Annotated in this window: 26 protein-coding genes; 8 read left to right on the forward strand and 18 right to left on the reverse strand. The window is 65.0% G+C overall.

Going from position 1 to position 24,836, the window contains the following annotated elements; all coding sequences use genetic code 11:
• Window positions 1–9 precede the first annotated feature (9 nt).
• The 5 genes from pyrC (at window position 10) to chrA (ending at window position 5,334) form a co-directional block, all read left to right on the forward strand.
• Window positions 10–1,314 carry a dihydroorotase gene (pyrC, locus tag FNB15_RS16810; RefSeq protein ID WP_221932668.1) on the forward strand — a complete coding sequence of 435 codons (1,305 nt, stop codon included), beginning with the start codon at window positions 10–12 and terminating at the stop codon, window positions 1,312–1,314.
• 15 nt (window positions 1,315–1,329) lie between these two features.
• On the forward strand, window positions 1,330–1,971 hold the full coding sequence (gene plsY, locus FNB15_RS16815) for a glycerol-3-phosphate 1-O-acyltransferase PlsY (RefSeq protein ID WP_144258799.1): 642 nt from the start codon (window positions 1,330–1,332) through the stop codon (window positions 1,969–1,971).
• Complete coding sequence (gene dprA, locus FNB15_RS16820; protein WP_144257828.1) at window positions 1,949–3,058, forward strand: DNA-processing protein DprA; 1,110 nt, start codon at window positions 1,949–1,951, stop codon at window positions 3,056–3,058. The genes plsY and dprA overlap by 23 nt, the downstream gene beginning before the upstream one ends.
• Window positions 3,059–3,193: 135 nt before the next feature.
• On the forward strand, window positions 3,194–4,000 hold the full coding sequence (locus tag FNB15_RS16825; RefSeq protein WP_144257829.1) for a chromate resistance protein ChrB domain-containing protein: 807 nt from the start codon (window positions 3,194–3,196) through the stop codon (window positions 3,998–4,000).
• Between the two features lie 17 nt (window positions 4,001–4,017).
• The gene (chrA, locus tag FNB15_RS16830; protein ID WP_144257830.1) at window positions 4,018–5,334 is read left to right on the forward strand and encodes a chromate efflux transporter; all 1,317 of its coding nucleotides are present in this window, start codon (window positions 4,018–4,020) and stop codon (window positions 5,332–5,334) included.
• Here chrA and FNB15_RS16835 read toward each other — a convergent pair.
• Complete coding sequence (locus FNB15_RS16835) at window positions 5,331–6,236, reverse strand: hypothetical protein (protein WP_144257831.1); 906 nt, start codon at window positions 6,234–6,236, stop codon at window positions 5,331–5,333. The genes chrA and FNB15_RS16835 overlap by 4 nt on opposite strands.
• A gap of 175 nt (window positions 6,237–6,411) precedes the next feature.
• Entirely contained in the window at window positions 6,412–7,845 is a 1,434-nt protein-coding gene (locus FNB15_RS16840; protein WP_144257832.1) for an NAD-dependent succinate-semialdehyde dehydrogenase, read from the reverse strand.
• A gap of 141 nt (window positions 7,846–7,986) precedes the next feature.
• On the opposite strand from FNB15_RS16840, the gene FNB15_RS16845 reads away from it, so the two are divergent.
• Window positions 7,987–8,931 carry an ATP-binding protein gene (locus FNB15_RS16845; protein ID WP_144257833.1) on the forward strand — a complete coding sequence of 315 codons (945 nt, stop codon included), beginning with the start codon at window positions 7,987–7,989 and terminating at the stop codon, window positions 8,929–8,931.
• A gap of 17 nt (window positions 8,932–8,948) precedes the next feature.
• Here the strand turns inward: FNB15_RS16845 and FNB15_RS16850 are convergent, their stop codons facing one another.
• From FNB15_RS16850 to argS, 14 genes are all read right to left on the reverse strand, one after another.
• On the reverse strand, window positions 8,949–10,241 hold the full coding sequence (locus FNB15_RS16850; RefSeq protein WP_144257834.1) for a LysM peptidoglycan-binding domain-containing M23 family metallopeptidase: 1,293 nt from the start codon (window positions 10,239–10,241) through the stop codon (window positions 8,949–8,951).
• 84 nt (window positions 10,242–10,325) lie between these two features.
• The gene (locus tag FNB15_RS16855) at window positions 10,326–10,970 is read right to left on the reverse strand and encodes a protein-L-isoaspartate(D-aspartate) O-methyltransferase (RefSeq protein ID WP_144258800.1); all 645 of its coding nucleotides are present in this window, start codon (window positions 10,968–10,970) and stop codon (window positions 10,326–10,328) included.
• 4 nt (window positions 10,971–10,974) lie between these two features.
• Complete coding sequence (surE, locus tag FNB15_RS16860) at window positions 10,975–11,730, reverse strand: 5'/3'-nucleotidase SurE (protein WP_144257835.1); 756 nt, start codon at window positions 11,728–11,730, stop codon at window positions 10,975–10,977.
• Window positions 11,730–13,016 (reverse strand): serine--tRNA ligase, encoded by a 1,287-nt coding sequence (serS, locus tag FNB15_RS16865; protein WP_144257836.1) that lies wholly within the window; start codon window positions 13,014–13,016, stop codon window positions 11,730–11,732. The genes surE and serS overlap by 1 nt, the downstream gene beginning before the upstream one ends.
• A gap of 41 nt (window positions 13,017–13,057) precedes the next feature.
• Window positions 13,058–13,939, reverse strand: coding sequence for a twin-arginine translocase subunit TatC (gene tatC, locus FNB15_RS16870; RefSeq protein ID WP_342777565.1), 882 nt, complete (start codon window positions 13,937–13,939; stop codon window positions 13,058–13,060).
• The gene (gene tatB, locus FNB15_RS16875; RefSeq protein WP_144257837.1) at window positions 13,936–14,379 is read right to left on the reverse strand and encodes a Sec-independent protein translocase protein TatB; all 444 of its coding nucleotides are present in this window, start codon (window positions 14,377–14,379) and stop codon (window positions 13,936–13,938) included. The genes tatC and tatB overlap by 4 nt, the downstream gene beginning before the upstream one ends.
• 68 nt (window positions 14,380–14,447) lie before the next feature.
• On the reverse strand, window positions 14,448–14,699 hold the full coding sequence (locus FNB15_RS16880) for a twin-arginine translocase TatA/TatE family subunit (RefSeq protein ID WP_144257838.1): 252 nt from the start codon (window positions 14,697–14,699) through the stop codon (window positions 14,448–14,450).
• Between the two features lie 118 nt (window positions 14,700–14,817).
• Window positions 14,818–15,885: an ABC transporter ATP-binding protein gene (locus FNB15_RS16885; protein WP_144257839.1), complete on the reverse strand. Its 1,068-nt coding sequence runs from the start codon at window positions 15,883–15,885 to the stop codon at window positions 14,818–14,820.
• Window positions 15,878–17,002 (reverse strand): SMC-Scp complex subunit ScpB, encoded by a 1,125-nt coding sequence (scpB, locus tag FNB15_RS21400; protein WP_246068871.1) that lies wholly within the window; start codon window positions 17,000–17,002, stop codon window positions 15,878–15,880. Before scpB ends, FNB15_RS16885 begins: the two co-directional genes overlap by 8 nt.
• Window positions 17,003–17,008: 6 nt before the next feature.
• A complete protein-coding gene (locus FNB15_RS16900) occupies window positions 17,009–17,893 on the reverse strand; it encodes a segregation and condensation protein A (protein ID WP_246068714.1) in 885 nt (294 codons plus the stop codon).
• Between the two features lie 42 nt (window positions 17,894–17,935).
• Window positions 17,936–18,619 carry a site-2 protease family protein gene (locus FNB15_RS16905; protein WP_221932669.1) on the reverse strand — a complete coding sequence of 228 codons (684 nt, stop codon included), beginning with the start codon at window positions 18,617–18,619 and terminating at the stop codon, window positions 17,936–17,938.
• Window positions 18,620–18,626: 7 nt separating this feature from the next.
• Window positions 18,627–19,670: a beta-N-acetylhexosaminidase gene (gene nagZ / locus FNB15_RS16910; protein WP_246068715.1), complete on the reverse strand. Its 1,044-nt coding sequence runs from the start codon at window positions 19,668–19,670 to the stop codon at window positions 18,627–18,629.
• The gene (locus FNB15_RS16915) at window positions 19,657–20,532 is read right to left on the reverse strand and encodes an SPOR domain-containing protein (RefSeq protein ID WP_144257842.1); all 876 of its coding nucleotides are present in this window, start codon (window positions 20,530–20,532) and stop codon (window positions 19,657–19,659) included. The genes nagZ and FNB15_RS16915 overlap by 14 nt, the downstream gene beginning before the upstream one ends.
• 3 nt (window positions 20,533–20,535) lie before the next feature.
• A complete protein-coding gene (gene argS / locus FNB15_RS16920) occupies window positions 20,536–22,275 on the reverse strand; it encodes an arginine--tRNA ligase (RefSeq protein WP_144257843.1) in 1,740 nt (579 codons plus the stop codon).
• Between the two features lie 183 nt (window positions 22,276–22,458).
• On the opposite strand from argS, the gene erpA reads away from it, so the two are divergent.
• Together erpA and xth are read left to right on the forward strand one after the other, a co-directional pair.
• Complete coding sequence (erpA, locus tag FNB15_RS16925; RefSeq protein WP_144257844.1) at window positions 22,459–22,842, forward strand: iron-sulfur cluster insertion protein ErpA; 384 nt, start codon at window positions 22,459–22,461, stop codon at window positions 22,840–22,842.
• A gap of 49 nt (window positions 22,843–22,891) precedes the next feature.
• Window positions 22,892–23,659 carry an exodeoxyribonuclease III gene (gene xth / locus FNB15_RS16930; RefSeq protein WP_144257845.1) on the forward strand — a complete coding sequence of 256 codons (768 nt, stop codon included), beginning with the start codon at window positions 22,892–22,894 and terminating at the stop codon, window positions 23,657–23,659.
• 3 nt (window positions 23,660–23,662) lie between these two features.
• Here xth and FNB15_RS16935 read toward each other — a convergent pair whose 3' ends face one another.
• Window positions 23,663–24,073 carry a DUF427 domain-containing protein gene (locus tag FNB15_RS16935; protein WP_144257846.1) on the reverse strand — a complete coding sequence of 137 codons (411 nt, stop codon included), beginning with the start codon at window positions 24,071–24,073 and terminating at the stop codon, window positions 23,663–23,665.
• A gap of 66 nt (window positions 24,074–24,139) precedes the next feature.
• A complete protein-coding gene (locus tag FNB15_RS16940) occupies window positions 24,140–24,820 on the reverse strand; it encodes a glutathione S-transferase family protein (protein ID WP_144257847.1) in 681 nt (226 codons plus the stop codon).
• Window positions 24,821–24,836 lie beyond the last annotated feature (16 nt).

Here is a 24,836-nt window from a genome sequence, read left to right on the forward strand (position 1 = left end):
CCCAATCCCATGGCCCGCCGTCGCAAACTCTACACCAACGCCCGCCTGCTCGATCCCGCCTCCGGCCTGGATGTGAAGGGCGCGCTGCTGACCGAAGGCGACCGCATCGTCGATCTCGGTCCCAAGCTGTCGAGCGGCGGCTTTGCCGGCGATGTCGAACAGATCGACTGCCAGGGCCACTGTCTCGCACCCGGCCTGATCGACATGCATGTCTGGCTGCGCGAGCCGGGCGCCGAGCATCAGGAAACACTGGCCACCGGCGCCCGCGCCGCGGCAGCCGGCGGCGTCACCACCATGGTGGCGATGCCCAATACCGAACCGACGATTGACGAGGTCGCGCTGGTCGAATTCGTCGCGCGCCGCGCCGGCGATACCGCTGTTGTGCGCATCCTGCCGGCCGCCGCGGTCACCAGGGGCACCAGAGGCGAAGAACTCACCGAACTCGGCCTGCTGGCCCAGGCCGGCGCCGTCGCCTTCACCGAGGGCGACAAGCCGATCGCCTCGCCGCGCCTGATGCGTCGCGCATTGTCCTACGCCACCACCTTCGACCTGCTGATCATGCAGCATTGCGAAGATCCCTCGCTGGCCAAGGGCGGCGTGATGAACGAGGGCGAAATTGCGGCCCGCCTCGGTCTCGCCGGTATTCCGGCGATGGCGGAAGTGATCCTGCTGGAACGCGATGTGCGACTGCTGGAAGCCACGCAGGGCCGGCTGCATGCCTCGCATCTCTCGACGGCGGACTCGCTCGATGTCGTGCGGCGCGCCAAACAGCGCGGCCTGCGCCTCACCGCTGGCGCCGCGCCGCATAACTTCGCGCTCAACGAACTCGATGTCGGCGACTACCGCACCTTCGCCAAGGTGAAGCCGCCGCTGCGGGTGGAAACCGACCGCAAGGCGGTGGTGGACGCCATCGCCGACGGCACCATCGACGTGATCTCCTCGGCGCATGCGCCGCAGGACCCCGAAAGCAAGCGGCTGCCGTTTGCCCAGGCCGAATTCGGCATGATCGGGCTGGAGACGCTGCTGCCGCTGACGCTGGAACTCTATCACAACGGTTCAGTGCCGCTGTTGCGTCTGCTCGCCTGCCTGACCTGCAATCCGGCCCGGCTGCTCAAGCTCGATACCGGCCGCCTCGCGCCGGGCGCGCCGGCCGACCTGCTGATCTTCGACGTCGATACACCCTGGCGCGTCGATGAAAAGAAATTCCGCTCCAAGGCCAAGAACTCGCCTTATGATGGCCGGCGTGTGCAGGGCCATGCGCTGCGCACTGTGGTGGGCGGCGAAACGGTGTTCCAGCGCAAGCGCGAAAGCTGACGTATCATGACCATGATGATGGATCCGGTCGCCTGGGATTCGCCGTTGCCCTACTATGTCGCGGCAGCCGTGCTGGGCTACATGCTGGGCGCGATTCCGTTCGGCCTGGTGATCACCAAGCTGAGCGGCCTGGGTGATATCCGCAGCATCGGCTCGGGCAATATCGGCGCCACCAACGTGCTGCGCACCGGCCGCAAGGATCTGGCTGCCGCCACGCTGCTGCTTGATGGCGGCAAGGGCACGGCGGCCGCGCTGCTCGGAGCCTACTATGGCCCGGACGTGATGCTGGTGATGGCCTTTGCCGCCTTCTTCGGCCATCTGTTTCCGGTCTGGCTCAAGTTCAATGGCGGCAAGGGCGTCGCCACCTTCCTCGGGGTAATGCTCGGCGTCGCCTGGCCGATCGGCGTCTTCGCCATCCTGTGCTGGCTCGCTGTCGCGTTCACGCTGCGCTATTCCTCGCTGTCGGCGCTGGTCGCAGCGGCAGCGTCGCCGGTCGTCGCCTGGTTTATCGTCGGGCCCGACGTGGCCGGGCTGGCCGCGATGATGGCCGTGCTGGTCTTCATCCGGCACCACCAGAATATCGCCCGCCTGCTCAAGGGCGAGGAACCGAAGATCGGCAAGAAGAAACCCGAGGATGGCGACAAGCCCGCTGCCTGATCAGGACAAGCGCGACTGGCTGCGGCTGATCCGCAGCACCCATCTGGGACCGATCACCTTCCATCACATACTCCGGTATTACGGCAGCGCCGCCGAGGCCATCGCGCGCCTGCCCGAGATGAACGCGCGCGCCGGTGGCAAGCGCAAGATCGAGCTGGCCGACGAGAAAAGCATCGCGGCTGAACTCAAGGCGCTGAAAGCCTGTGGCGCCTATCTGCTGGCCTGGGGCGAGCCAGGGTATCCCATCAGTCTGATGCAACTGGAAGACGCGCCACCCCTGCTGGCCGTGAAGGGCGATGCGAATGCCGTCACCGTCCTGCCCGGCATCGCCATGGTCGGCGCGCGCAATGCTTCCGCCATCGGTCAGCGCTTCACCCGTGACATCGCCGCCGCGCTGACGCAGCACGGTTTTACGATCCTCTCCGGTCTCGCGCGCGGCATCGACAAGGCCGCGCATGAAGGCGCGCTGAGCGTAGGTGGCAAGACGGCTGCTTTCATCGGCACCGGGATTGACGTCAGCTTCCCGCCCGAGAATGCGAAACTGCAGGACGAGATCGCCGAACGTGGCGCGGTGTTTGCCGAGATGCCCTGCGGCACGCCGCCGCTGGCGCAGAATTTTCCGCGCCGCAACCGTCTGATCTCCGGCGCGTCAATGGGCGTGCTGGTGGTGGAGGCCGCGCTGAAGTCCGGTTCGCTGATCACCGCACGCATGGCCGCCGAACAGGGCCGCGAGGTGATGGCGGTGCCGGGCTCGCCGCTCGATCCGCGCTGCCGTGGCAGCAACGGCCTGATCCGCGATGGCGCCGCGCTGATCGAAACAGCGGACGACATTCTCGCCATTCTCGCACCGCAGCAGGCGCAGCGTCGGACAGAAGCCCCAATACCGAAACCCGCACCGCTTGCAGATGATGACCTGTCTCGCGCCCATGCCGAGATCGAACGCCTGCTGTCGCCCAGTCCGGTGCTGGTCGATGACCTGGTGCGTCTGAGCGGCATGGCCTCAGGCCTGGTGCAGATGGTGCTGACCGAAAAGGAACTGGCCGGCCGCGTGCTGCGCCATCCCGGCGGCAGGGTTTCGACCGCCTGAAAAAGCTGCTTGCCTTTCGGCCGGCACGGCGATAAGTCTCAGCCCACGGGGACAACGCGGTCTCCCCGCATCTTAGATACTCCGGTATCCAAGCGCCGCTCCTGCAGCCGTGTCATGCACGGCAGGAGTCGCTTTATGGATACCAGCACCCTCCCTCCTTCCATCTCGATTACTGAACTGGCGCGCGAACAGGCCGCCGGACGTTTTCCCGTTCTGCTCGATGTGCGGCGCGAGGAACGTTATGCCGAAGCCGGCAGCACACTCCGCGGCGCCCGGCGTCGGCGTCCTGACGCATTGGCACATTGGGCGAATGACCTGCCGCGTGATGCCGAGATCATTGTTGCCTGCGTCCATGGCCATGAAGTCAGCCAGGGCGCGGCGGCAGAGCTGCGGCGCCGCGGCTTCCGCGCCCGCTATCTCGCCGATGGTATCGAAGGCTGGCGGAGCGCTGGCGGACCGATGCAGCCCAAACCGTCAGCAGACAGCCGCCGCTGGATCACCCGCGAACGACCCAAGATCGACCGCATCGCTTGTCCCTGGCTGGTGCGGCGCTTCATCGATGCCGATGCGACGTTTCTGTACGTGCCGAGTGATCAGGTCTTTGCACGCGCCGCAGAGTGGCAGGCCACGCCCTACGACATTCCGGGCGCCGCCTACAGCCACGATGGCGCGTTCTGCAGTTTTGACACTTTTATCGCCAGACATGACCTGAAGGACGATCCGGCGCTGGCGCAGCTGGCCCTGATCGTGCGCGCTGCCGATACCGGCCGGCCGGAACTGGCACCGCAGGCGCCCGGCCTGCTGGCCATCTCGCTCGGACTGTCAGCCATGTTGCAGGACGATGACATCATGCTGGAGCGCGGCATGCTGATCTACGACGCGCTTTACGCCTGGTGCGCCAGCGCGGTAAACGAAAGTCATGGCTGGCCGCCGGCGGCCTGACGGGACAGAAAAACATCATGAATATCCAGACGCAAAACCACCCGACTTTCGCCGAAGCCTTCTGGACCTGGGCACGGATCGGCCTGCTGAGTTTCGGCGGGCCGGCCGGCCAGATCGCGCTCATGCACCGCATCGTGGTGGATGAAAAGAAGTGGGTCAGCGAACCGCAATTCCTGCATGCGCTGAATTTCTGCATGCTGCTGCCCGGACCCGAGGCGCAGCAGACCGCCACCTATATCGGCTGGCTGCTGCATCGCTGGAAAGGCGGCCTGGCTGCCGGCCTGCTGTTCATCCTGCCGGGCCTCGCCGTCATCCTCGGCCTCAGCACCATCTATGTGCTGTGGCGCGAAATCCCGCTGGTCGATGGCCTGTTCTTCGGCCTGCAGGCCGCCGTGCTGGCCATTGTGTTCGAGGCGACGCAGCGCATCGCCAGGCGCGCGATCAAGACGCGCTTCCTGCTGTCGCTCAGTGCAGCGGCCTTCATCGGCATTTTCGTGCTGCAGATACCCTTCCCGCTGATCGTGCTGGGCGCCGGCGTGATCGGCTGGATCGTCGGCCGTAAGCGGCCCGACTGGATCGCCGCGCAGGCAAAGCATGACGGCGACGTGCTGCCCAGCGTGGCGCCGAGCTGGTCGCGCAATCTCGGTATTCTCGTGATCTTCGCCACCCTCTGGGCCGGGCCGGTGCTGTGGAGCTTCGCCGTCTTCGGGCCCGACCATGTGTTGAGCCGCATCGGCGTGTTCTTCAGCGAGATGGCTGTCGTCACCTTCGGCGGTGCCTATGCGGTGCTGGCCTATGTCGGTCAGCAGGCGGTCGAGCATTACGGCTGGCTCGCACCGGGCGAGATGCTGCATGGCCTCGGTCTCGCCGAGACCACGCCCGGTCCGCTCATTCTGGTGCTGACCTTCGTCGGCTATCTCGCCGGCTTCAAGGATAGCGGCCTTGATCCGCTGCTGGGCGGACTGCTCGGCGGACTGCTCGCCACCTGGGTCACCTTCGTGCCCTGCTTCCTATGGATCTTCCTGGGCGCACCCTATGTGGAACGCGCCCGCCATGTGCAGGCCTTCGCCCATGCGCTGGCGGCGATCACTGCGGCCGTGGTCGGCGTGATCCTGAATCTCGCCGTCTGGTTCAGCCTGCATGTGCTGTTCCGCCAGATGCAGACTGTGTCGCTCGGCGGTTTCAGCTGGGATCTGCCGGTGCTGAGCAGTCTCGATCCCTGGATGGCGGCGCTGTCAGCCGCCGCACTGATCGCCGTCTTCCGCTTCCATCTCGGCCTTGGCTGGCTGCTCGGCGGCGCTGCGCTGGCCGGTATCATGCTACGGTTGCTCTAGACGGGCGCGGTTTCTGTCTGGCCAATACCGAAGCGTTGCATCGTTTCCGCCACCTGCCTGCCGATGAACTTGTCCGGCGCATGCATGGTCTCGACGGGAGTGAAGAATTCACCGGCGATCATCCGGTTGCCAAAGGTGACTTCGTGGAAAATGGTTTCGCCGTTTGCAATCACGCAGCTCAGGGCCGGATAGCTGATCCGGTGACGCGGCAGAATATTGCCAAGTTTCGCGGTCAGGGCGTGATTGAGATCGTTCCTGTTAATTCCGGCCGGGATATCACCAAGCAGGTCGCGGTAGACTTCCAGCGCTCGTGGCAGGGAGTAAGACGTCTGCCACTCGCGATTCTGGCTATCGATGTTGATAAAAAATTTCATCCGGTGCATGGGCGATACGCCGCCGCCGGCAAAGGCGTCGAGATGCATGCCCTCGTCCCGGGTCGGCACGCAGCGGAAGGTCATGTTCGCCTCGACCAAACGGTAGCGACCGAACAGGCGTGCGATATCCAGCCGGATCTGGCGGAATGCCAGCTGGATCTGGTCACGCAGATAGATCGTCTCCATCATCTCTAAATTGAGATTCAACAGCGGGTTAATCCCGACATACTTGTTGTCCTTGGTGCGCTTGAAAAGCGGCCCATCGATGCCGTTGGCCGAGCCGATCTTCTTGTATGCCGGCGGCATGGTGATCGATTGCAGGAATGCCAGATCAATCGGCAGCGGCCAGTGAGGCACCACGATGGCAGTATGGTCCTCGTACCATTCCGCCAGCTTGTCGCCATACGTATTGATATAGCCTGATATGCTGTCGTGGCGGTCGAGCACGATGGCGTTGTCGTCGATCTCAGGATTACGTTCGACGACCAGCCCGTTCTGCAGTCCTGATCCCGGATTGCTCTCTTTCATCGACAGCCATTCACTCGTTGCAGCTGTCAATCGCCTTAACATGCGCGTCCGCCACACGACATAACCCGGTCGCCTTAAGACTCGTGGTGGAATGCGTGTATATCGTGGGAATATGCGTGGAAAATAAAAGAAAGGGGGCCGAAGCCCCCTTTTCCGTCTCGTCTCGCGCAGAAGCTTAGAGGCCGACCTGCGTGATGAACTTGGTGTTCAGGTAGGATTCAATGGCTTCCGAGCCGCCTTCCGAACCGTAACCCGAATCCTTGATGCCGCCGAACGGCACTTCCGGCAGGGCCAGGCCATGGTGATTGATCGACACCATGCCGGACTCAAACGCCGCACCGATGGCAGCCGCGGTCTTGGCCGACTTGGTATAGGCATAGGCCGCCAGACCGAAGGGCAGACGGTTGGCCTCTTCCACCACGGCATCGAAGTTCGAGAAAGGAATGATCGGCGCCAGCGGGCCGAACGGTTCCTCGTTCATGATGCGCATGTCGTTGTTGATGTTGGTCATCACGGTGGGCTCGAAGAAGTTGCCCTTGTTGCCGATCCGCTTGCCGCCGGTCTCGATCTTGGCGCCCTTCGACACGGCATCAGCGACGAACATTTCCATCGCCTGCACGCGACGGTCATTCGCCAGCGGGCCCATGCGGGTGTCCTTGTCCATACCGTCGCCGACCTTCAGCGACTTGGCGAAGTCGGTGAAGCCCTGCACGAACTGGCCATAGACCTTCTCATGCACCAGGAAGCGGGTCGGCGACACGCAGACCTGGCCGGCATTGCGGAACTTGTTGGCCGACAGCACCTTGATGGCGGTATCGACATCGGCGTCTTCAAAGACGATGGCCGGCGCATGGCCGCCCAGCTCCATGGTGATGCGCTTCATATGCTGGCCCGCCAGCATCGACAGATGCTTGCCCACCGGGGTCGAGCCGGTGAAGGTGATCTTGCGGATCACCGGATGCGGAATCAGGTATTCCGAAATCTCCGACGGAATGCCATAGACCAGCTGGATCACGCCAGCCGGCACGCCGGCATCGACGTAAGCCTGCACCAGCGCGGCGCAGGCCGCCGGGGTCTCTTCCGGGCCTTTGAGGATGATCGAGCAGCCCGCGGCAATCGCGGCCGAGCATTTGCGCACAGCCTGGTTGATCGGGAAGTTCCACGGCGTGAAGGCGGCGACCGGACCGACCGGCTCCTTCACCACCAGCTGATACACGCCCTCGGCGCGCGGCGGCACGATGCGGCCATAGGTGCGACGGGCTTCCTCGGCGAACCAGTCCATGATGTCGCCGGCGAGCATCGTCTCGCCCTTGGCTTCGATGAAGGGCTTGCCCTGCTCCATCGACATGATCTTGCCGATCTCGTCGGCGCGGCTGCGGATGATGTCGGCGGCCTTGCGCAGCACCTTGTAGCGGTCGAAGGGCGAGACTTTCTTCCAGGCCTTGAAGCCCTTGTCGGCAGCGGCCAGTGCGCGGTCCAGGTCGGCCTTCTCGGCATGCGCCACCTTGCCGATCTCTTCGCCGGTGGCGGGGTTCAGCACGGGGATGGTCTTGCCACCAGCGCCCTTGGTCCAGGCATTGTCGATAAAGAGCTGTACTTCGGGATACATGCAGTCCTCCTCAGTCGGGGCGAGCGGTCGTTTTTCGGGGCCGGATTATGGCGCAAACACACTGCCCCCGCTACCGGTTGCGCCCTGCCCGCGACGCCCCCAGAATGGTTCACCTTTCACTTGTATTTTCTGATGACAAGCATGTCCAAAAAGCCCGCGAAAAAAGCCGTCCGTCCTCCTGTGAAGCCTGCTGCAAAGCCCGCAGCCAGCGCTGCTGCTCACCTGGACGAAACCGCCCTGCTGCGCATCGCTGCGGCGCTGGAACGGCTGGCGCCGCCGACCGCCCCGGCGTTCGATGACATGGCGGCCGATGCCTTCATCTGGCATGCGGACCCCGCGCCCGGCTGGCTTGCGCCGGTGCCCCGGATCAATGCCGTGCCGATCCGCCTGCTGCAGGGCGTGGAGCGCGTGCGCGACATCCTGCTCGACAACACGCAGCGCTTCGCCAAGGGCCTGCCCGCCAATAATGCCCTGCTGTGGGGCGCGCGTGGCATGGGCAAGTCGTCACTGGTCAAAGCCGTGCATGGGGCGATCAACGCCAAGAAGCCGCACGCGCTCGCATTGGTCGAAATTCATCGCGAGGACATTCCCAGCCTGCCGGCGCTGCTGACACTGCTGCGCGACTCAAAGCGCCGTTATGTGCTGTTCTGCGACGACCTGTCGTTCGATGCGGAAGACCAGCATTACAAGTCGCTGAAGGCGGTGCTCGATGGCGGCATCGAGGGCCGGCCGGAGAATGTGGTGCTTTACGCTACCTCGAACCGTCGCCACCTGCTGCCGCGCGACATGATGGAGAACGAGAAGTCGACCGCGATCAATCCGCATGAGGCGGTCGAGGAAAAGGTGTCGCTGTCCGACCGCTTCGGCCTCTGGCTCGGCTTCCATTCCTGCAGCCAGGACGATTTCTTCGCCATGCTGGATGGCTACAGCAAAGCCTTCGGCCTGAAGATCGACCAGAAGCAGTTGCGCGCCGAGGCGGTGGAATGGTCGATGACGCGCGGCGCGCGCTCGGGCCGCGTTGCCTGGCAGTTCATCCAGGATCTTGCCGGCCGGCTGGGCCAGCCGCTCACCGTTCCTAAGCCCTGATTGGGCCGAAGCCCTAATCAGGCGACCGAGAGGAATTTCGCGGGATCGACCGCCTGCGTGCCACGGCGGATTTCGAAATGCAGCTGTGGCTGGCTGACACCGCCGGTGCTGCCCACCGTGCCAATCGCCTGGCCCTTCGTCACCTTCTGGCCCTTCTTGACCAGCTGCTTGTCGAGATGGGCATAGGCCGTCATCCAGCCATCGGCATGGCGGATCAGCAGCAGGTTGCCGAAGCCCTTCAGCTCGCTGCCGGCATAGACCACTACGCCATTCTCGGCAGCGATCACCGGCGCACCGGCGCGCGCCGCGATATTGATGCCGTCATTGTGCAGGCCATCCGGCGTCGGGCCGAAACCGGCCAGCACGCGACCCCGCACCGGCCATGAGAAAGTGCGGCCCGACCGCGGCGGCAACACGGTATCCTGTTTCGGATCGGCGGTCGGCCCCGCGCTCGACGGCGGTGCGCTGGCCACTTGCGGTGCTGGCGCCGGTGCGGGGGCTGGTGCAGGCGTGTCTGGCGCTGCCTGTTGCGGAATGGGCGGCAGGCCGGCGCTGTTGGGCGCCTCATCGCTCTGCACCGGTGCCGCGACTGTCGCACCGGGCGTTACCGGCAGCGTATCGGCCTGATAGCCGCGCGGCGCAGGCTCCTGCGGCGCGCTTGGGCTTTCTGGCGCAGGCGCGGAGGCCACGGCATAGCCGGTGGACGACGGCACTTTCAGCTGCTGGCCGATGCTGATGCTGTAGGGCTGCGGCAGGTCGTTGGCCTGCGCCAGGCTGTAGAGGTCAACACCGGTGCTGCGCGAAATGCTGTACAGCGTCTCGCCGCGCTGCACGGTATGGAAACGACTCTGCGGCAGGTTCAGGCGCTGGCCGGGCTGCAGTGCATAGGGCGGCTGCAGGCTGTTGTCCTCGATGATTGCACGGACGGGACGATTGTAGCGGCGCGACAGCGCATAGACGGTGTCGCCCGGCTGCACGATCACGGCATCGTCGAGACTGGACGCGGCAGGCGCCGAGGGCTGCTGTTGCACAGGCTGCGTGCGTACCGTCGGCGCGGGTGTCCCGCCCGGCGGCCCGAGCTGCTGCATCTGCACCACGCCCTGCGGTGCAGCCTGTGGCGTTGCACCGGCCGGGCCGCCAGCCTGACTGCTGCTTGGGCTGCGCTGGCTCTGCGTATGCGGCGGCGGCGTACCGGCTGCGACGGAGGGAGGCTGATCGCGATGGCCGAACACCACCGGTGCCGGGGCCTGCTGCCCACAGGCAGCCAGTCCGGTCAGGGTCAGTATGGCCAGAACGCGAATCCGAAACATGATGGCGGAGTCTAAGGCCCTTCCCCGGTTACGACAACGGAAGCCGGCCGTACAAGGCCGGGGCGCCGCACACGGCCCAAAAGCTCAGGTTGCCGCTTCGCGGGCGATTCCGGGCAGCAGCGGCACGAAACGCACCGGCAACAACCGCTCCTCGCGTATGTCATCGCCCTCGCGGGTATAGCGGATCACATCCTGTTCGGTCGTGTTCACCGCCACCGGGGCCACCATGATGCCGCCATTGGGCGAAAGCTGTGCGATCAGGCCGTCTGGCCGCGTATCGGCGGCGGCTGTGACCAGGATGCGGTCGAACGGCGCCTGCTCGATCCAGCCCTTGTTGCCATCGCCGAGTTTCGTGACCACGTTGGTGATCTTCAGCTCGTTCAGCCGTTTCTCGGCGGTGGTCAGCAGCGAGCGGTAGCGCTCGATGGTGTAGACGCGGCGGCTGAGGCGGGCCAGCACGGCGGTCTGGTAGCCCGAGCCGGTGCCGATCTCCAGCACCTTCATGCGGTCGGTCAGCTTCAGCGCCTCGGTCATATAGGCGACCACATAGGGCTGGCTGATCGTCTGGCCCTGCGTGATCGGCAGGGCGATGTTGTCATAGGCGTGTTTCAGGAACTGCTCGGCAACGAACTGCTCGCGCGGCACCCGTTCCATCGCCGCCAGCACGCGGGTGTCACCGATGCCCTGCTTGCGCAGTTCCATCAGCAACTGGATGACGCGGGTGTCCATCGTCTCAAGCAAGGGCGGCCTTCAGCGCCTTCATGCCGGTCTTGTGCGTGAGGTCGAGCTGCAGCGGCGTCACCGAAATTGCGCCGCTCTCGGTCGCGCCGAGATCGGTATGCCGCTTGGCCTTGTTCTTCTGTTTGCGATACCCGATCCAGTAATACGGCACACTGCGCGCATCGACACGGGCATCGAGCAGCAGGTCGGCCAGGTCACGCTTGCCCTGCGGCACCACTTCGATGCCGGTGACGGAGTCTGCCACCACATCGGGGAAGTTCACGTTGATCAGCGTGTCTTTCGCCCAGCCGATCTTGAGCAGCTTCTTGATGACGCGCGGCGCATGGTATTCGGCCGTGCCCCATTTCACCGGATGGCCATGCTGGAAACACTGGCTCAGCGCGATCGACGGCACACCGAGCAGCGAGCCTTCCATGGCGACGGCGACGGTGCCCGAATAGGTCACGTCCTCGCCCAGATTGGCGCCACGGTTGACGCCGGACAGCAGCAGATCGGGCCGCTTGTCCTTGAAGATTTCGTGCATCGCCATCATCACGCAGTCGGTCGGGGTGCCGCGCACGGCGTATTTGCGCGCGTTGATCTTGCGCAGGCGCAGCGGCAGGGTCAGCGTCAGCGAGTGCGAGGCACCCGACTGTTCGTATTCCGGCGCCACCACCCACACATCCTTCGACAGCGAGCGCGCGACCTTCTCCAGGATTTTCAGGCCCGGCGCGTGAATGCCGTCGTCATTGGACACCAGGATACGCATTACTTCCCCACCTTCTCGACTTTTGTCAGCCCGCCCGTATAGGGCCTGAGCACATCCGGCACGCTGATGCTGCCGTCTTCGTTCTGATAGTTTTCCATCACCGCGATCAGCGCGCGGCCGACAGCTAACCCTGAGCCGTTCAGCGTATGCACGAAACGGGTCTGCTTCTCGCCCGGGGCACGGCAGCGCGCATTCATGCGCCGCGCCTGCCAGTCGCCGCAATTCGAGCAGGAGGAAATCTCGCGATACTGGTCCTGGCCCGGCAGCCAGACTTCCAGGTCATAGGTCTTGCGCGCCGCACCGCCCATATCGCCGGCACAGAGCAGCATGGTGCGGAACGGCAGGTCGAGGCGCTTCAAGACCGTCTCGGCTGCTCCGGTCATGCGCTCGTGCTCTTCCACCGACTTGTCGGGTGACACGATGCTGACCAGCTCCACCTTGTTGAACTGATGCTGGCGGATCATGCCGCGCGTGTCGCGGCCAGCCGCACCCGCTTCCGAGCGGAAACAGGCGGTCAGCGCGGTGAAGCGCCAGGGCAGCTCGCTCTCGTCGATGATCAGATCGCGCGCCAGATTGGTCAGCGGCACTTCCGCGGTCGGGATCAGCCAGTAGCCCGTCGTGGTGCGGAACAGGTCGTCGCCGAATTTCGGCAGCTGGCCGGTGCCGAATGCCGTGGCATCGTTCACCAGCATCGGCGGCTGCATCTCGGTATAGCCGAATTCGGAGGTGTGCAGGTCGAGCATGAATTGCCCGAGCGCACGCTCCAGCCGCGCCAGCTGGCTCTTCACCACAGTGAAGCGTGCGCCGGCCAGCTTCACACCATTGGCAAAGTCCATATAGCCAAGCCCTTCGCCGAGGTCGAAATGCTCCTTCGGCTTGAAGCTGTAGTTTTTCGGCGCGCCGGTGCGGCGCTGCTCGACATTGCTTTTCTCGTCCAGACCGTCCGGCACGTCGTCGGCCGGCAGGTTCGGAATGCGCGACAGCGCGTCGGTCAGCGCCTCTTCATGCGCCTTCTGCTCGACTTCCAGGATGCCAAGCCGCTCCTTCAGGCGGGCGACTTCGGTCATCAGCTCGTTGGCGCGAGCCTCGTCCTTCTTGGCCTTGGCGGCGCCGATTTCCTTCGACAGCGTGTTGCGCTTGCCCTGAAGCTCGTCGAATTCGGTCTGGGCGGCGCGGCGCTTGCGGTCCAGTTCGATCAGGGTGACAGACAGCGGCGCGACGCCACGGCGGGCAATGGCCTGGTCGAAAGCCTCCGGATTGTCCCGGATCAGTTTGATGTCATGCATAACGCGTTACCTTCGAGGCACGGCAATCAGGGCCCGGCCGATCAAGGCGCAGGCGGCGTGTAAGGCTCGTCCTTAGCCGGCGCGGCAGTTTCAGTGGTGGCGTTTTCCGCATCCTCGGCGGCCTTTTCGGCGGCTTCTTTCTTGGCGCGGTCGCGCTCGATCAGCTTCACCATGATGATCGAGATTTCGTAGAGCAGGATCAGCGGTACGGCGAGGCCGACCTGGCTGAACACATCGGGTGGCGTCACCACGGCGGCGAACACGAACATGCCGACGATGGCATATTTGCGCTTGGCCGCCAGGCCCGCCGAGGTGGCGATGCCGACCTTGCCCAGCAGCGTAAGCAGCACCGGCAGCTCGAAGGCGATACCGAAGGCGAAGATCAGCGTCATCACCAGCGAAAGATATTCGCTGACCTTGGTTTCGAGCTGGATCGGGATACTGCCCTCGCCGCCCGGCGCCTCGAAGCCGATGAAGAATTTCAGCGCCATCGGCATGATGAAGAAATAGACGAAGGCGCCACCGATCGTGAACAGGATCGGGGTCGCGACCAGGAACGGCACGAAGGCCGACTTCTCATGCTTGTACAGGCCGGGCGCGACGAACATCCAGATCTGCACGGCGATCATCGGGAAGCTGATCAGCATGGCGGCCCAGAAGGCGAGCCGGATATAGGTGAAAAAGGCTTCCTGCGGCGCCGTGAAGATCATGCGGCGGCCTTCGGTGCCGGTCGCCTCGATCAGCGGCTGCATCAGCACGTGATAGATGTATGGCGCCAGGAAATAGCAGGCGGCGAAGGCGATGAAGATCGTGCCGACCGACCACATCAGGCGGTTGCGCAGCTCGATCAGGTGATCGAGCAGCGGCATGCGGGAGGCTTCGACCTCGTCCTCCGGCTTGGCGTCTGTCTTGGTGTCGCTCACGGCTTGGGCGTCTCGGTTTGGACAGCAGCCGGCTGTTCAGGGACCGGCTGTTCAGGGACCGGCGGTTCGACAGGCGCGGCGTCAGGTCCCGGATCGGTGATCCTGGTGGCACCCTCGCCTTTTAGGTCCGAGGTGGCGTCCATGATCGCCTTGTTGTGCTCGGTGAACTGCTTTTCCAGCGAACCGTCGGGATCGAAGGTCTTCTTCACTTCGTTCTCGATCGAGAAATCGCTGACCTGCTTGGCGGCCTTGCGCAGCTCGTCCAGTTCGGTCTCGCGCACCATGTCGTCAATGCCGCTCTGGAATTCACGCGCCATGGCGCGCGCCTTCGCGGTCCATTGCCCGATGCTGCGCAGCACCTTGGGCAGGTCCTTCGGGCCGATGACGATCAACGCCACCACCGCGATCACTCCGAGTTCCGACCAGGCAATGTCGAACATCGCCGCCTACGCTATCCGTGCTGCTGATCCGGCCTGTCCCTAGGAGAGAGACGGCCGGCGGGCTGCTGTTAGTGCTGCGCGGTCTTGTCGGCCGGTGCGCTGCTCGTCGCGCTACCGGTCGGCTGGCCAGGCTGCTGGTTGATGACCGGCGGCGGAGCGTCGGTCTTGTCCTTGTCGTCGCCGGGTTCGGCCATGCCCTTGCGGAAATTCTTGATGCCGGACGCGAGGTCGCCCGCCACCTTCGGCAGCTTGCCGGCCCCGAAGATGATCAGGATCACCAGCAGGACAATCAGCCAGTGCCAAAAACTAAAGCTACCCATACCCTTATCTCCTCCAAAGCGGGGCCCAGGCGGGCCCGGCTCACGCAGGCCGCACTATGGCAGAGATCGCCCGCCCGAGGCAATCTTCGGCCCCCGGACTCTCAGCCCTTCATCGCAGTTAAGCGGCTGGAAAAACGAAGCAGAAATCCGGGTTCAGGCCGAAATGCAGCACGGCGCCGCTGGCCGGCAGCGGTCCGGCCGGCAGGCGGGCGGCAAAGCGCTGCCCGGCAACACCGATCTCAAGCCGGCGATAGGCGCCCAGCGCGGTGGCGCGCTGAACCGTGACGGCGGCGGTGCCGGCGGCATCAGCCCCGGCTTCCTGCAGCGCCTCGGGCCGGAACATCAGCAAAGCAGCACCATCCGGGACCGGCGCCGGCAGGCGACCGAACGGCGTCTCCACCGCGCCGCCGCGCACCTGCACCGGAATTTCATTCGTCTCACTCAGGAAACGGGCCACAAACGGCGTGGCCGGCGCGGCATAAACCTGGGCTGGCGTGTCGATCTGTTCGATCCTGCCGGCATTCATGATGGCGATACGGTCGCCCATGCGCATGGCCTCTTCCGGGTCATGCGTCACCAGCAGCGTCGCCGTGCCGGCCTGTTTCAGCACTTCCACGGTTTCGTCGCGGATCTGGTCGCGCAGCCGGCTGTCCAGGCTGGAAAACGGCTCGTCCAGCAGCATCACGCGCGGCTCAGGCGCCATGGCGCGAGCCAGTGCCACGCGCTGCTGCTCACCGCCCGACAGCTGATGCGGATAGGCCGCCAGCAGCGGCGACAGGCCAAGCCGCCTGCCCCAGCGCTCGATCCGCCCCTGCCGTTCGCCGGCTGCCAAATGGCCAAGCCCGAAGGAAATATTCTGCGCCACGCTTAAGTGCGGGAACAGCGCATGATCCTGGAACACCATGCCGACATGGCGGCGTTCGGTCGGGATGTTGAGGCCGCGGTCGGCCATGATCTCGCCGCCGATGCGGACCACGCCCTGCTGCAGGTCTTCCAGGCCAGCCACCAGACGCAGCGTGGTGGACTTGCCGCAGCCCGAGGGGCCGAGCAGCCCGAGGATTTCACCCTGCGCCACGGTGAAGCTGACGCCATCGACAGCGCGGCGGCGGCCGTAGTCGTGACTGACCGCGCTCAGATCGAGGCTGGCCCTGCTGGTTCTTTCACTGGCGGCGGACCGCTCACTCATCGTCGGAGGCGGACTTTTCCCTGGCGGCCTTCTCGTCGGCTTCCTCGTCCACCAGCGGCTCGAGGAATTCGCGGCCGTCATCATCTTCGTCCAGCGGGTCTTCGCCGGCTTCGTTGAGAGATTCACCCGGCATCGGAATGCCGCCAGATGCCGGCAGGGCTTCCAGCAGGCCGGACGCGCGCAGTTCCTCGATGCCCGGCAGCGCATCGGCGCTTTCGAGGCCGAAATGCACCAGGAATTCGTCCGATGTGCCATAAGTCACCGGGCGACCGGGAACACGCCGGCGGCCGCGCACCTTCACCCAGTCGATTTCCATCAGCAGGTCCAGCGTGCCCTTGCTCAGGCTGACGCCGCGGATCTCCTCGATCTCGGCGCGCGTGCAGGGCTGGTGATAGGCGATGATCGACAGCGTCTCGAGCGCGGCGCGCGACAGCTTGCGCTGCACCTGGCGATGCTCTTCCAGCATGTGCTGCAGGTCGGGCGAGGTCATGAACGCCCAGCGCCCGGCCACCTTCTTCAGCACCACGCCCCGGCTGCGATAAATGTCTTCCAGCGCGGCCAGCACCGCCGGCACGCGGGTGCCGCGCGGCATGCGCTTGCGCAGCGTCGCCTCGTCCAGCGGCTCGGCGGCGGCGAACAGCAGCGCCTCGGCCATGCGGATGGCGGCGGCGAAGACAGCTTCCTTCTCGGCATCGCTCAGGCCGGCTTCGGCGGCGGCGGCTTCGTCGTCTTCGCTGCCCTCTTCGGTGGCGGCAGCCTTCCTGGCGCGGGGCTTGCGCGCCGGCGGCGCGGCTACCTCGGCCGAGGCTTCTTCACCCTCGTCCTCATCTTCGTCGTCTTCATCATCCTCGTCGTCATCCGACTCATCATCGTCAGAATCGTCATCGTCCGAGTCATCGTCATCGGCGTCATCATCATCGGAATCATCGTCGTCATCATCCGAATCATCATCTTCGTCATCGTCATCGTCGCCATCATCGTCGTCCTCGCGACGCTTCGGCGCGGCACCGGCAGACAGTGCGGTGTCATCCGCGTCAGCCTCATCTTCGGCCGCGGCGATGATCTTGATCTCGTCGTCCAGCCGCTCGTCGGCCGGCAGTGCGTCGTAGGACTGCATCACGTATTACTCTTCCGGAGTGGCATTGGTCTCGACCGGCAGATTGCCATGGCCGCGGCGGATATAAATGGTACCGAAGGTCTGCGCCTGCTTCAGCTCGATCAGGCCCTGCTTGGCCATTTCGAGGCTGGCATTGAAGGTCGACGCCAGCGCCGACTTCACGGTGAAGGGATCCTCGGAATCGATGGGCAGGAAGGACTGCAGCGTGGCCCAGTCGGGGATCTGGCCGATCATGTTGCGCAGACGGGCCAGCGCCTCTTCCACCGAGACGATGCGGCGGCGGGCCATCTTCATGGTCAGCACTTCCGTCGACCCCTTGGAGGCGCGGAACTCGGCATAGGCCTTCAGCAGTTCATAGAGCGTGGAGGTGTAGATCGACTTGCGGATGACGCGGACGCCTTCGGGCTGGCCGCGCAGGAACATGGCCAGACCGACCTGATCGCGGCTCATCAGCTGTTCGGAGGCCCGGCGCATGGCTTCCAGCTTCTGCAGCTGGAAGGCCAGGCGGGCAGCGAGGTCGGCGCCCGACGGCTCGCCTTCCTTCTCCGGCTCGGGGATCAGCAGGCGCGACTTCAGGTAGGCCAGCCAGGCGGCCATCACCAGGTAGTCGGCCGCGATCTCGATGCGCACCTTGCGCAGTTCGGCGATGAAGCGGAGATACTGCTCCGCCAGGGCGAGAATGGAAATCTTGCGCAGGTCGACCTTCTGGTCGCGCGCCAGGGCCAGCAGCACGTCGAGCGGGCCCTCGAAAGCATCAAGGCTGAGGATCAGCTGTTCGCCGATGCGTATCCCGTCATCGGCCACCCCGTCGCGATGGGCGGCCTCGAAAGGCTCGGCCCCGGCGGGTGCGCTGTCCGGCGCGGATACAGGTGTCTCGGCAGCCTCGGTCACTACTTTCAAATCCTCGCCTAAACCTTTGATGGGCCGGGGTTGTTAACGACCGTGTCCCGACAATGCAAGCAGGGAATCCGCCAGCCAGTTCACCACCGGAGTGATCAGCGCAAACAACGGGTTCCAGTCGATGCCGAATTGACTGGCCGCCAAGGGCACGGCGAGCAGTAGAATCAGCAACAGCACCATGCCATAGCGCTCCAGCCGGGCCAAGGGACGCGCCAGCGCCAGAGGCAGCAAACCGACCGCGACCCGGCCGCCATCCAGCGGCGGTAAAGGCAACATATTAAATACACATAGTATCAAATTGATCTGAATAGAATTTTCAAGATTCTGCGCCACCCACTGATCGACCGTCTGGCCAAACATCGGCAGCAGGTGAAACAGCAGCAGTGCGATATAGGCCTGCATCAGATTGATGCCGGGCCCGGCGGCCGCGACGATGGCCATGTCGCGGCGCGGCGAAGGCAGGTTGTGGAAGTCGACCGGCACCGGCTTGGCCCAGCCGAACAGGAACGGCGCTTTCACCAGCAGCAGCATGGCCGGCAGCACCACGGTGCCCATCGGATCGACATGTCGCAGCGGATTGAGCGACAGCCTCCCGGCGTCCTTCGCCGTCGGATCGCCGAGCCACCAGGCGACAAAGCCGTGCGCCGCCTCATGCAGGGTGATGGCCAGCAGCGCCGGCAGGATCCAGGTCGAAGCCGTGTAAACGACGTCCATCATGGCCGGTTCAGGCCGTGGCCTGCTCCAGCAGCGCCTGGTGGCGCAGCCGCTCGGCATCGGTGAAGGGCCTGGGCGCCGGCAGCGCGGCCCGGGCATGGGCGACGCGGCGAGCCGCCTCCGGACTCATCGCCGGCAGGGCTGCGAGCAGCGCCTGCATCTCGGGCAGGTCGCCCGAGCAATGCAGCACCAGGTCGCAGCCGGCCTTCAGCGAGGCAACGCCGGTGACGGCCGGGCTGCCCTTCAGCGCCTTCATGGTCAGGTCGTCGGAGATCAGCACGCCATCAAAGCCGATGCGGTCGCGGATCACCCGCTTGATCACGTTGGGCGACAATGTCGCCGGCAGAACGCCATCATAGGCCGTATAGACGATATGGGCGGTCATCGCCCAGGGTGCGTGGCGCAATGCCACGAAGGGCAACAGGTCGCTGCTTTCCAGCACCTCGGCGGGCGTATCGACCACCGGCAAGGCAAGGTGACTGTCGGTATGCGAGCGGCCATGGCCGGGAATGTGCTTGATCACTGGCATGACGCCGGCTTCGGCCAGGCCGCGCATCACTGCTTCGGCAATCAGGGTGACGGTATCGGCGTCGCGGCCATAGGCGCGGTCGCCGATCACGTCATGCGCGCCTTCGATCGGCAGATCGGCCACCGGGGCACAATCGACATCGATGCCAAGGGCTGCGAGTTCGGCGCCGATCCAGCGATAGTTCAGGTAAGCGGCTTCCTCGGCCAGTGCCGGATCGCGGGCATAAAGCTCGCCAAAAGCAGCACCGCGGGGAAAGACCGGCCAGTGTGGCGGCTTCAGGCGGGCGACACGGCCGCCCTCCTGATCGATCAGCACCGGCGCAAGGGCATTGCCCACCACACCGCGGAAATCGTTGATCAGCGCCCTCACCTGCGCCGGGTCAGAAATATTGCGCGCGAACAGGATCAGGCCAAGCGGCTTGCGTACACCGAACAGCACGCGCTCTTCGGACGTCAGCTGCGTGCCGGCACAGCCGACGACGACAGGCGCGTAAGCGCTCCAGTCGACCGATTTAACGTCCGACAACGATGCAGCCCTGGTTCTTGGCAGCCAGCGCGCTGCAGGCAGCCTGCGCATCGGCACGATCTTTCAGCGGACCGGCTTGCAGACGGATGAACGTGCCCTTGTCGGCGATCTCGACGCGCTCATATGACGGCTGCAGACCGCCGAGTTCGGCGGGGAATTTCTTCTGCAGCGCAGTCCAGGTCGCGGTGGCCGCCGCCTGATCCTTCAGCGAGGCGAGCTGGATCTTCGCGGTGCCGCCAGTTGTCGGCGTGACAGTGCGTGCGGCTGGCGCGGCGGCCGGAGTCTGCTGGGCAGGTGCCGGCGTCGGCACGGCTGCCGTGCGCGCCGATTGGGTCGGCGGCGTCACCGGCTGCGGCTGGCCTGGCGCCGCGGGCGTGATCGGAGTGGCGCTCGGAGCATCGGTGCGATTCGGCACTGCCGATGTCGCCGGCGGTGTCGCGGGAGTCTGATTGGGCACCGTCTGCGCGCTGCGATTGGGCACAGTCACGGCCGGCGAGGTCGGCGCGGCGCTCGGCCGTTCCGGCGGCGGCAGCAGCTTTTCGGTCTGGCCGGCGGCGGGTGCCTGGGTGCTGTTGCCCGGCAGGCGTTCGTAGATCTGCTTGTCCTGGTTCGGCACCTGCATGCCGCCGGGATTTTCCGGCGCGACCTTGGTTGGCGACTGATCGGCACGGATCAGCGGCGGCGCACCCGAGGCGCCACGCTTCACGCCCTGATCATAGGCAAACCAGATACCGATCCCGAACGCGGCCACCGCGCCGAGCGCGATGCCGGCGGTGATCAGGCGCTTCGGGCTGCGGAGGCCGGGGCCGGCGGATTCGCCAGGAACCGGACGCATGTTACGGTCGCCGCGCAGATCACTCATCACTCACCTCATTTCTTCGACGGGCGTCACGCCCATCACCGCAAGGCCCGAAGCGATCACCAGCGCCACGGCACGCAGCATCGCGAGCCGCGCACGGGTCAGGTCGCCATCCTCGGGCAACAGGAAACGCATTCCCACATCGTCACGCCCGACATTCCACAACCCGTGGAAGCTGGCTGCCACATCCTGCAGGAAGAAGGCCACGCGATGCGGCTCATGCGCCTCGGCCGCCGACTCGACAAGCCGCGGCCACGACGCCAGCAGTTTGACCAGCGCCAGTTCGGCCGGGTGTGACAACTTCGTCATATCGGCCTTGGCCAATGCGGCATCCGACGTCTCGACGTCGGGCACTTCGGTTTTCGCATTGCGCAGCACCGAACAGATGCGCGCATGGGCATACTGCACATAGAAGACCGGGTTGTCCTTCGACTGCTCGGTCACCTTCTTGAAATCGAAATCGAGCTGCGCGTCGTTCTTGCGCGTCAGCATGATGAAGCGAACGACATCCTTGCCGACTTCATCCACCACATCGCGCAAGGTGACAAACGTGCCCGCGCGCTTGGACATGCGGACCGGCTGGCCGTCATCCAGCAAGTTGACCATCTGCACCAGCTTGACGTCGAGCTCGGCCTCACCGTTCGAGAGCGCCTTCACGGCCGCCTTCATGCGCTTGACGTATCCGCCATGGTCAGCGCCCCAGACGTCGATCATCTGGTGGAAGCCACGCCGATACTTGTCGTCATGATAGGCGATGTCGGCGCCGAAATAGGTCCAGCTGCCATCCGACTTTTTCAGCGGCCGATCCGTGTCGTCGCCAAATTCGCTGGCCTTGAACAGCGCCTGCGGACGCGCCTCGTAATCGTCAGGCAGCTTGCCCTTCGGCGGCTCCAGCACGCCGGTATAGATCAGGTCGCGCTGGTGCAGGCGGTCGAACGCGGTCTGCACCGCGCCGCTCTCATGCAGCGCTTTTTCCGAGGTGAACACGGCATGATGGATGTTCAGCGCGGCGAGATCCTCGCGCACCATGCCCATCATCGCCTCGGTGGCTTGGGTCCGGAACAGTGTCAGCCACTCGGCTTCGGGTGCGGATTGGAACTTGTCGCCATACTTCTTGGCCAGCGCATCGCCGACCGGCTTGAGGTAGTCTCCCGGATACAGGCCCTCGGGAATCGTGATGCTCTCGCCCAGCGCCTCGCGGTAACGCAGATGCGTTGAGCGCGCCAGTACATCGACCTGCGCGCCGGCATCGTTGATGTAGTATTCGCGGGTGACGTCGAAGCCACCCTTGTCGAGCAGGGCGGCCAGCGCATCGCCGAACACCGCGCCTCGGCAATGGCCGACATGCATCGGGCCGGTCGGGTTGGCCGAGACGTATTCCACATTCACTTTCACGCCCTGCCCGGCCGTGCTGTCGCCATAAGCCAGACCGGCCTTGAGGATCGTGGCGATCTGCGCCTGCCAATATTCAGGCTTGAGGCGCAGGTTGATGAAGCCGGGCCCGGCGATCTCGACGGCGGTGACCTGCGGATTGGCTTCCAGCAGGGGTTTCAGCTTTTCGGCCAGCGCGCGTGGCGCCATCCCGGCCGGCTTGGCGATCACCATGGCGGCATTGGTGGCGAGGTCGCCATGGGCGGGGTCACGCGGCGGTTCGACCGCGACCGCCTTGAGCGGCAGGTCGCCCGGCAGATTCAGGCTTTCGACGGCCCGCATCACATCGCGGCGGAATTCGGAAAAAACGTTCATTTTCGGACAGGCTTTTCTTTTATGTACTGGGCGGCGGTATTCGGGCGGAAAGTAGCCATATGACCGCCCTGCCGCAACGCGGCGCGGGGGAATGTGTGGTCTGCCAAATTGACTTCCGCGCGGCAGCCCCTAAATTGCTGATCGAATGTGGCAAATTATTGGTAAACCAAGCGTAAACACCAGATGACCGAGACCGCGACCCAGACTGCACCTGCTCAGACCCCGAGCGCCCCTGCCGGCGGCGAGTTGGGCCTGACCGCGTCCGCGGCCCGGCGCATCCTGAAAGTGGCCGAGTCGGAGGGCAATCCGGCGCTCGGCCTGCGGATCAGCGTCTCGGGCGGCGGCTGCTCCGGCTTCCAGTACAGCTTCACGCTGGATGCCGACGAGACCGCTGATGACGTGGTGATCACGCGCGACGGCGCCCGTCTGCTGGTCGATACCGTGTCGCTGGACTTCCTGCGCGGCTCGGAACTGGATTTCGTCGAGGACCTGTCCGGGGCCGGCTTCCGTATCAACAACCCGCTCGCCACCTCGAGCTGCGGCTGCGGCAATTCGTTTGCCGTCTGACGGCGCGCGCCTCTAGGCGCAGCCACCGCCTTGGCCGATACTCGCGGCCATGAGAATCGCCACCTGGAATGTGAACTCGGTCAAGGCGCGCCTGCCCAATGTCACCGGCTGGCTGCGCGAGGCGAAACCCGATGTCTGCGTGCTGCAGGAAATCAAATGCCAGGACCCGGATTTCCCGCGCCTGGAATTCGAGAGCCTCGGCTATCACGTCACCAGCCACGGCCAGAAAAGCTACAACGGCGTCGCCTTCCTCAGCCTGACCAAACCCGACGACGTGCGCATCCGCCTTGCCGGCGACGACACCGATGAACAGTCGCGCTATATCGAGGGCGACGTCGGCGGTGTCACCATCTGCGGACTGTACCTGCCGAACGGCAATCCGCGCCCGGGCGAGAAATATGACTACAAGCTGCGCTGGATGGAGCGCCTGCGGCAGCGCGCCATCGCGCTGCTGGCCACCGGCGCGCCCTTCATGATGACCGGCGATTTCAACATCTGCCCAGCCGACGCCGATGTGTACGATCCGGCCGGCTGGGCCGAGGATGCGCTCTGCGCGCCCGACAGCCGCCGCGCCTGGCGCGCGCTGTGCAACCTCGGCCTGACCGAAGCCTGGCGCGCGCTGCATCCGCGCGAGGTCGAATACAGCTTCTGGGACTACCAGGCCGGCGCCTGGCCGCGCAACAACGGGCTGCGCATCGACCATTTCCTGCTCTCGCCCGCGCTGGCCGACCGCTTGTTGTCCTGCGAGATCGACCGCGGCCCGCGCGGCCAGGAAAAAGCCTCCGACCACACGCCGGTGATCTGCGAGATCGCCTGAAACTCAGTCCGCTTCGATGCGGTCGACGCGGTCGGGATAGAAGGCGACGAAGCCGCCGATTCTTGAGACAGCCGGATTGGGCTCCTCGTAGCTCCACACCGCATCCCGGGCGCGTTTGCCATCGACATCGAGATGGAAATACGACGCCTCGCCCTTGTAGGGGCAATGGCTGGCATGGTCGCTCGGCGTGAACAGGCGCCAGTCGCAGTCGTGGCGCGGAATGTAATAGACCGGCGGGTAATCGGCTTCCTGCAGCCGCACGGCATTGGCGGTGTTGGCGATCAGATGCCCGTTGAAGGCGACGCGCACGCGGCCGGGGAATTCGTCGATCTGGATGGGATGCTTTTCATTCGGCTCAAGGCGCTGTTTGCCGCGATTTTTCGACTTGCCGGTCGCTTGCTGGGTATTGGCCATGCTTCGTCCCTCCGCGCTGGGTCTGCAGCTCCAGCTAGGACAACGCGGGACAGAGGCAATGGTTTCCTATTTCAGCAGCTCATACGGCCCGCCAGTCTCAAGCGCGCGCAGGAAGGCCGGACGGGCGTGGATGCGTTCGAGGAAGTCGCGGATCGGGCCATGGCCCTCGCCCAGCCCGACGCGCGCCGCCGCGGCCTCGAGCGGGAAGCTCATCATGATATCGGCGGCCGAGAAGGCCTTGCCGGCGAACCAGCCATTGCCCTGGCGCAGCGCGTCGGCCCAGTAGAGCATATGCTGGCTGATCTGCGGATCGGTCACCTTCACCTGCGCCGTCTTCGCGATCTTCTTCACCAGCGGCCGCAGGAAGAAGGGCACGCCCGCCGGCATGCGCAGGAAGACCAGCTTGAGCAGCAGCAGCGGCATGGCCGAACCTTCGGCGTAATGCAGCCAGTAGGTCCATTGCAGTTTTTCCGGCGTGCCCGGCGCGGGCACCAGCATGCGCTGCGTGTCGTAGCGTTCGATCAGGTATTCGATGATCGCGCCGGTCTCGGCGAGACGGTCGCCGCCATCCTCGGTCTCGATCACCGGCGACTTGCCGAGCGGATGCACCTGCTGCAGCTCGGCCGGCGCGCGCATGGTGGCCTTGTTGCGCTCGTAGCGTTTCACCTGATAGGGCACGCCGAGTTCCTCGAGCAGCCAGAGCACGCGCTGCGAGCGCGAATTGTTCAGGTGATGGACGGTGAGCATGGCAGTTTTCCCTTCA

Source organism: Ferrovibrio terrae (assembly GCF_007197755.1).
GTDB lineage: Bacteria > Pseudomonadota > Alphaproteobacteria > Ferrovibrionales > Ferrovibrionaceae > Ferrovibrio > Ferrovibrio terrae.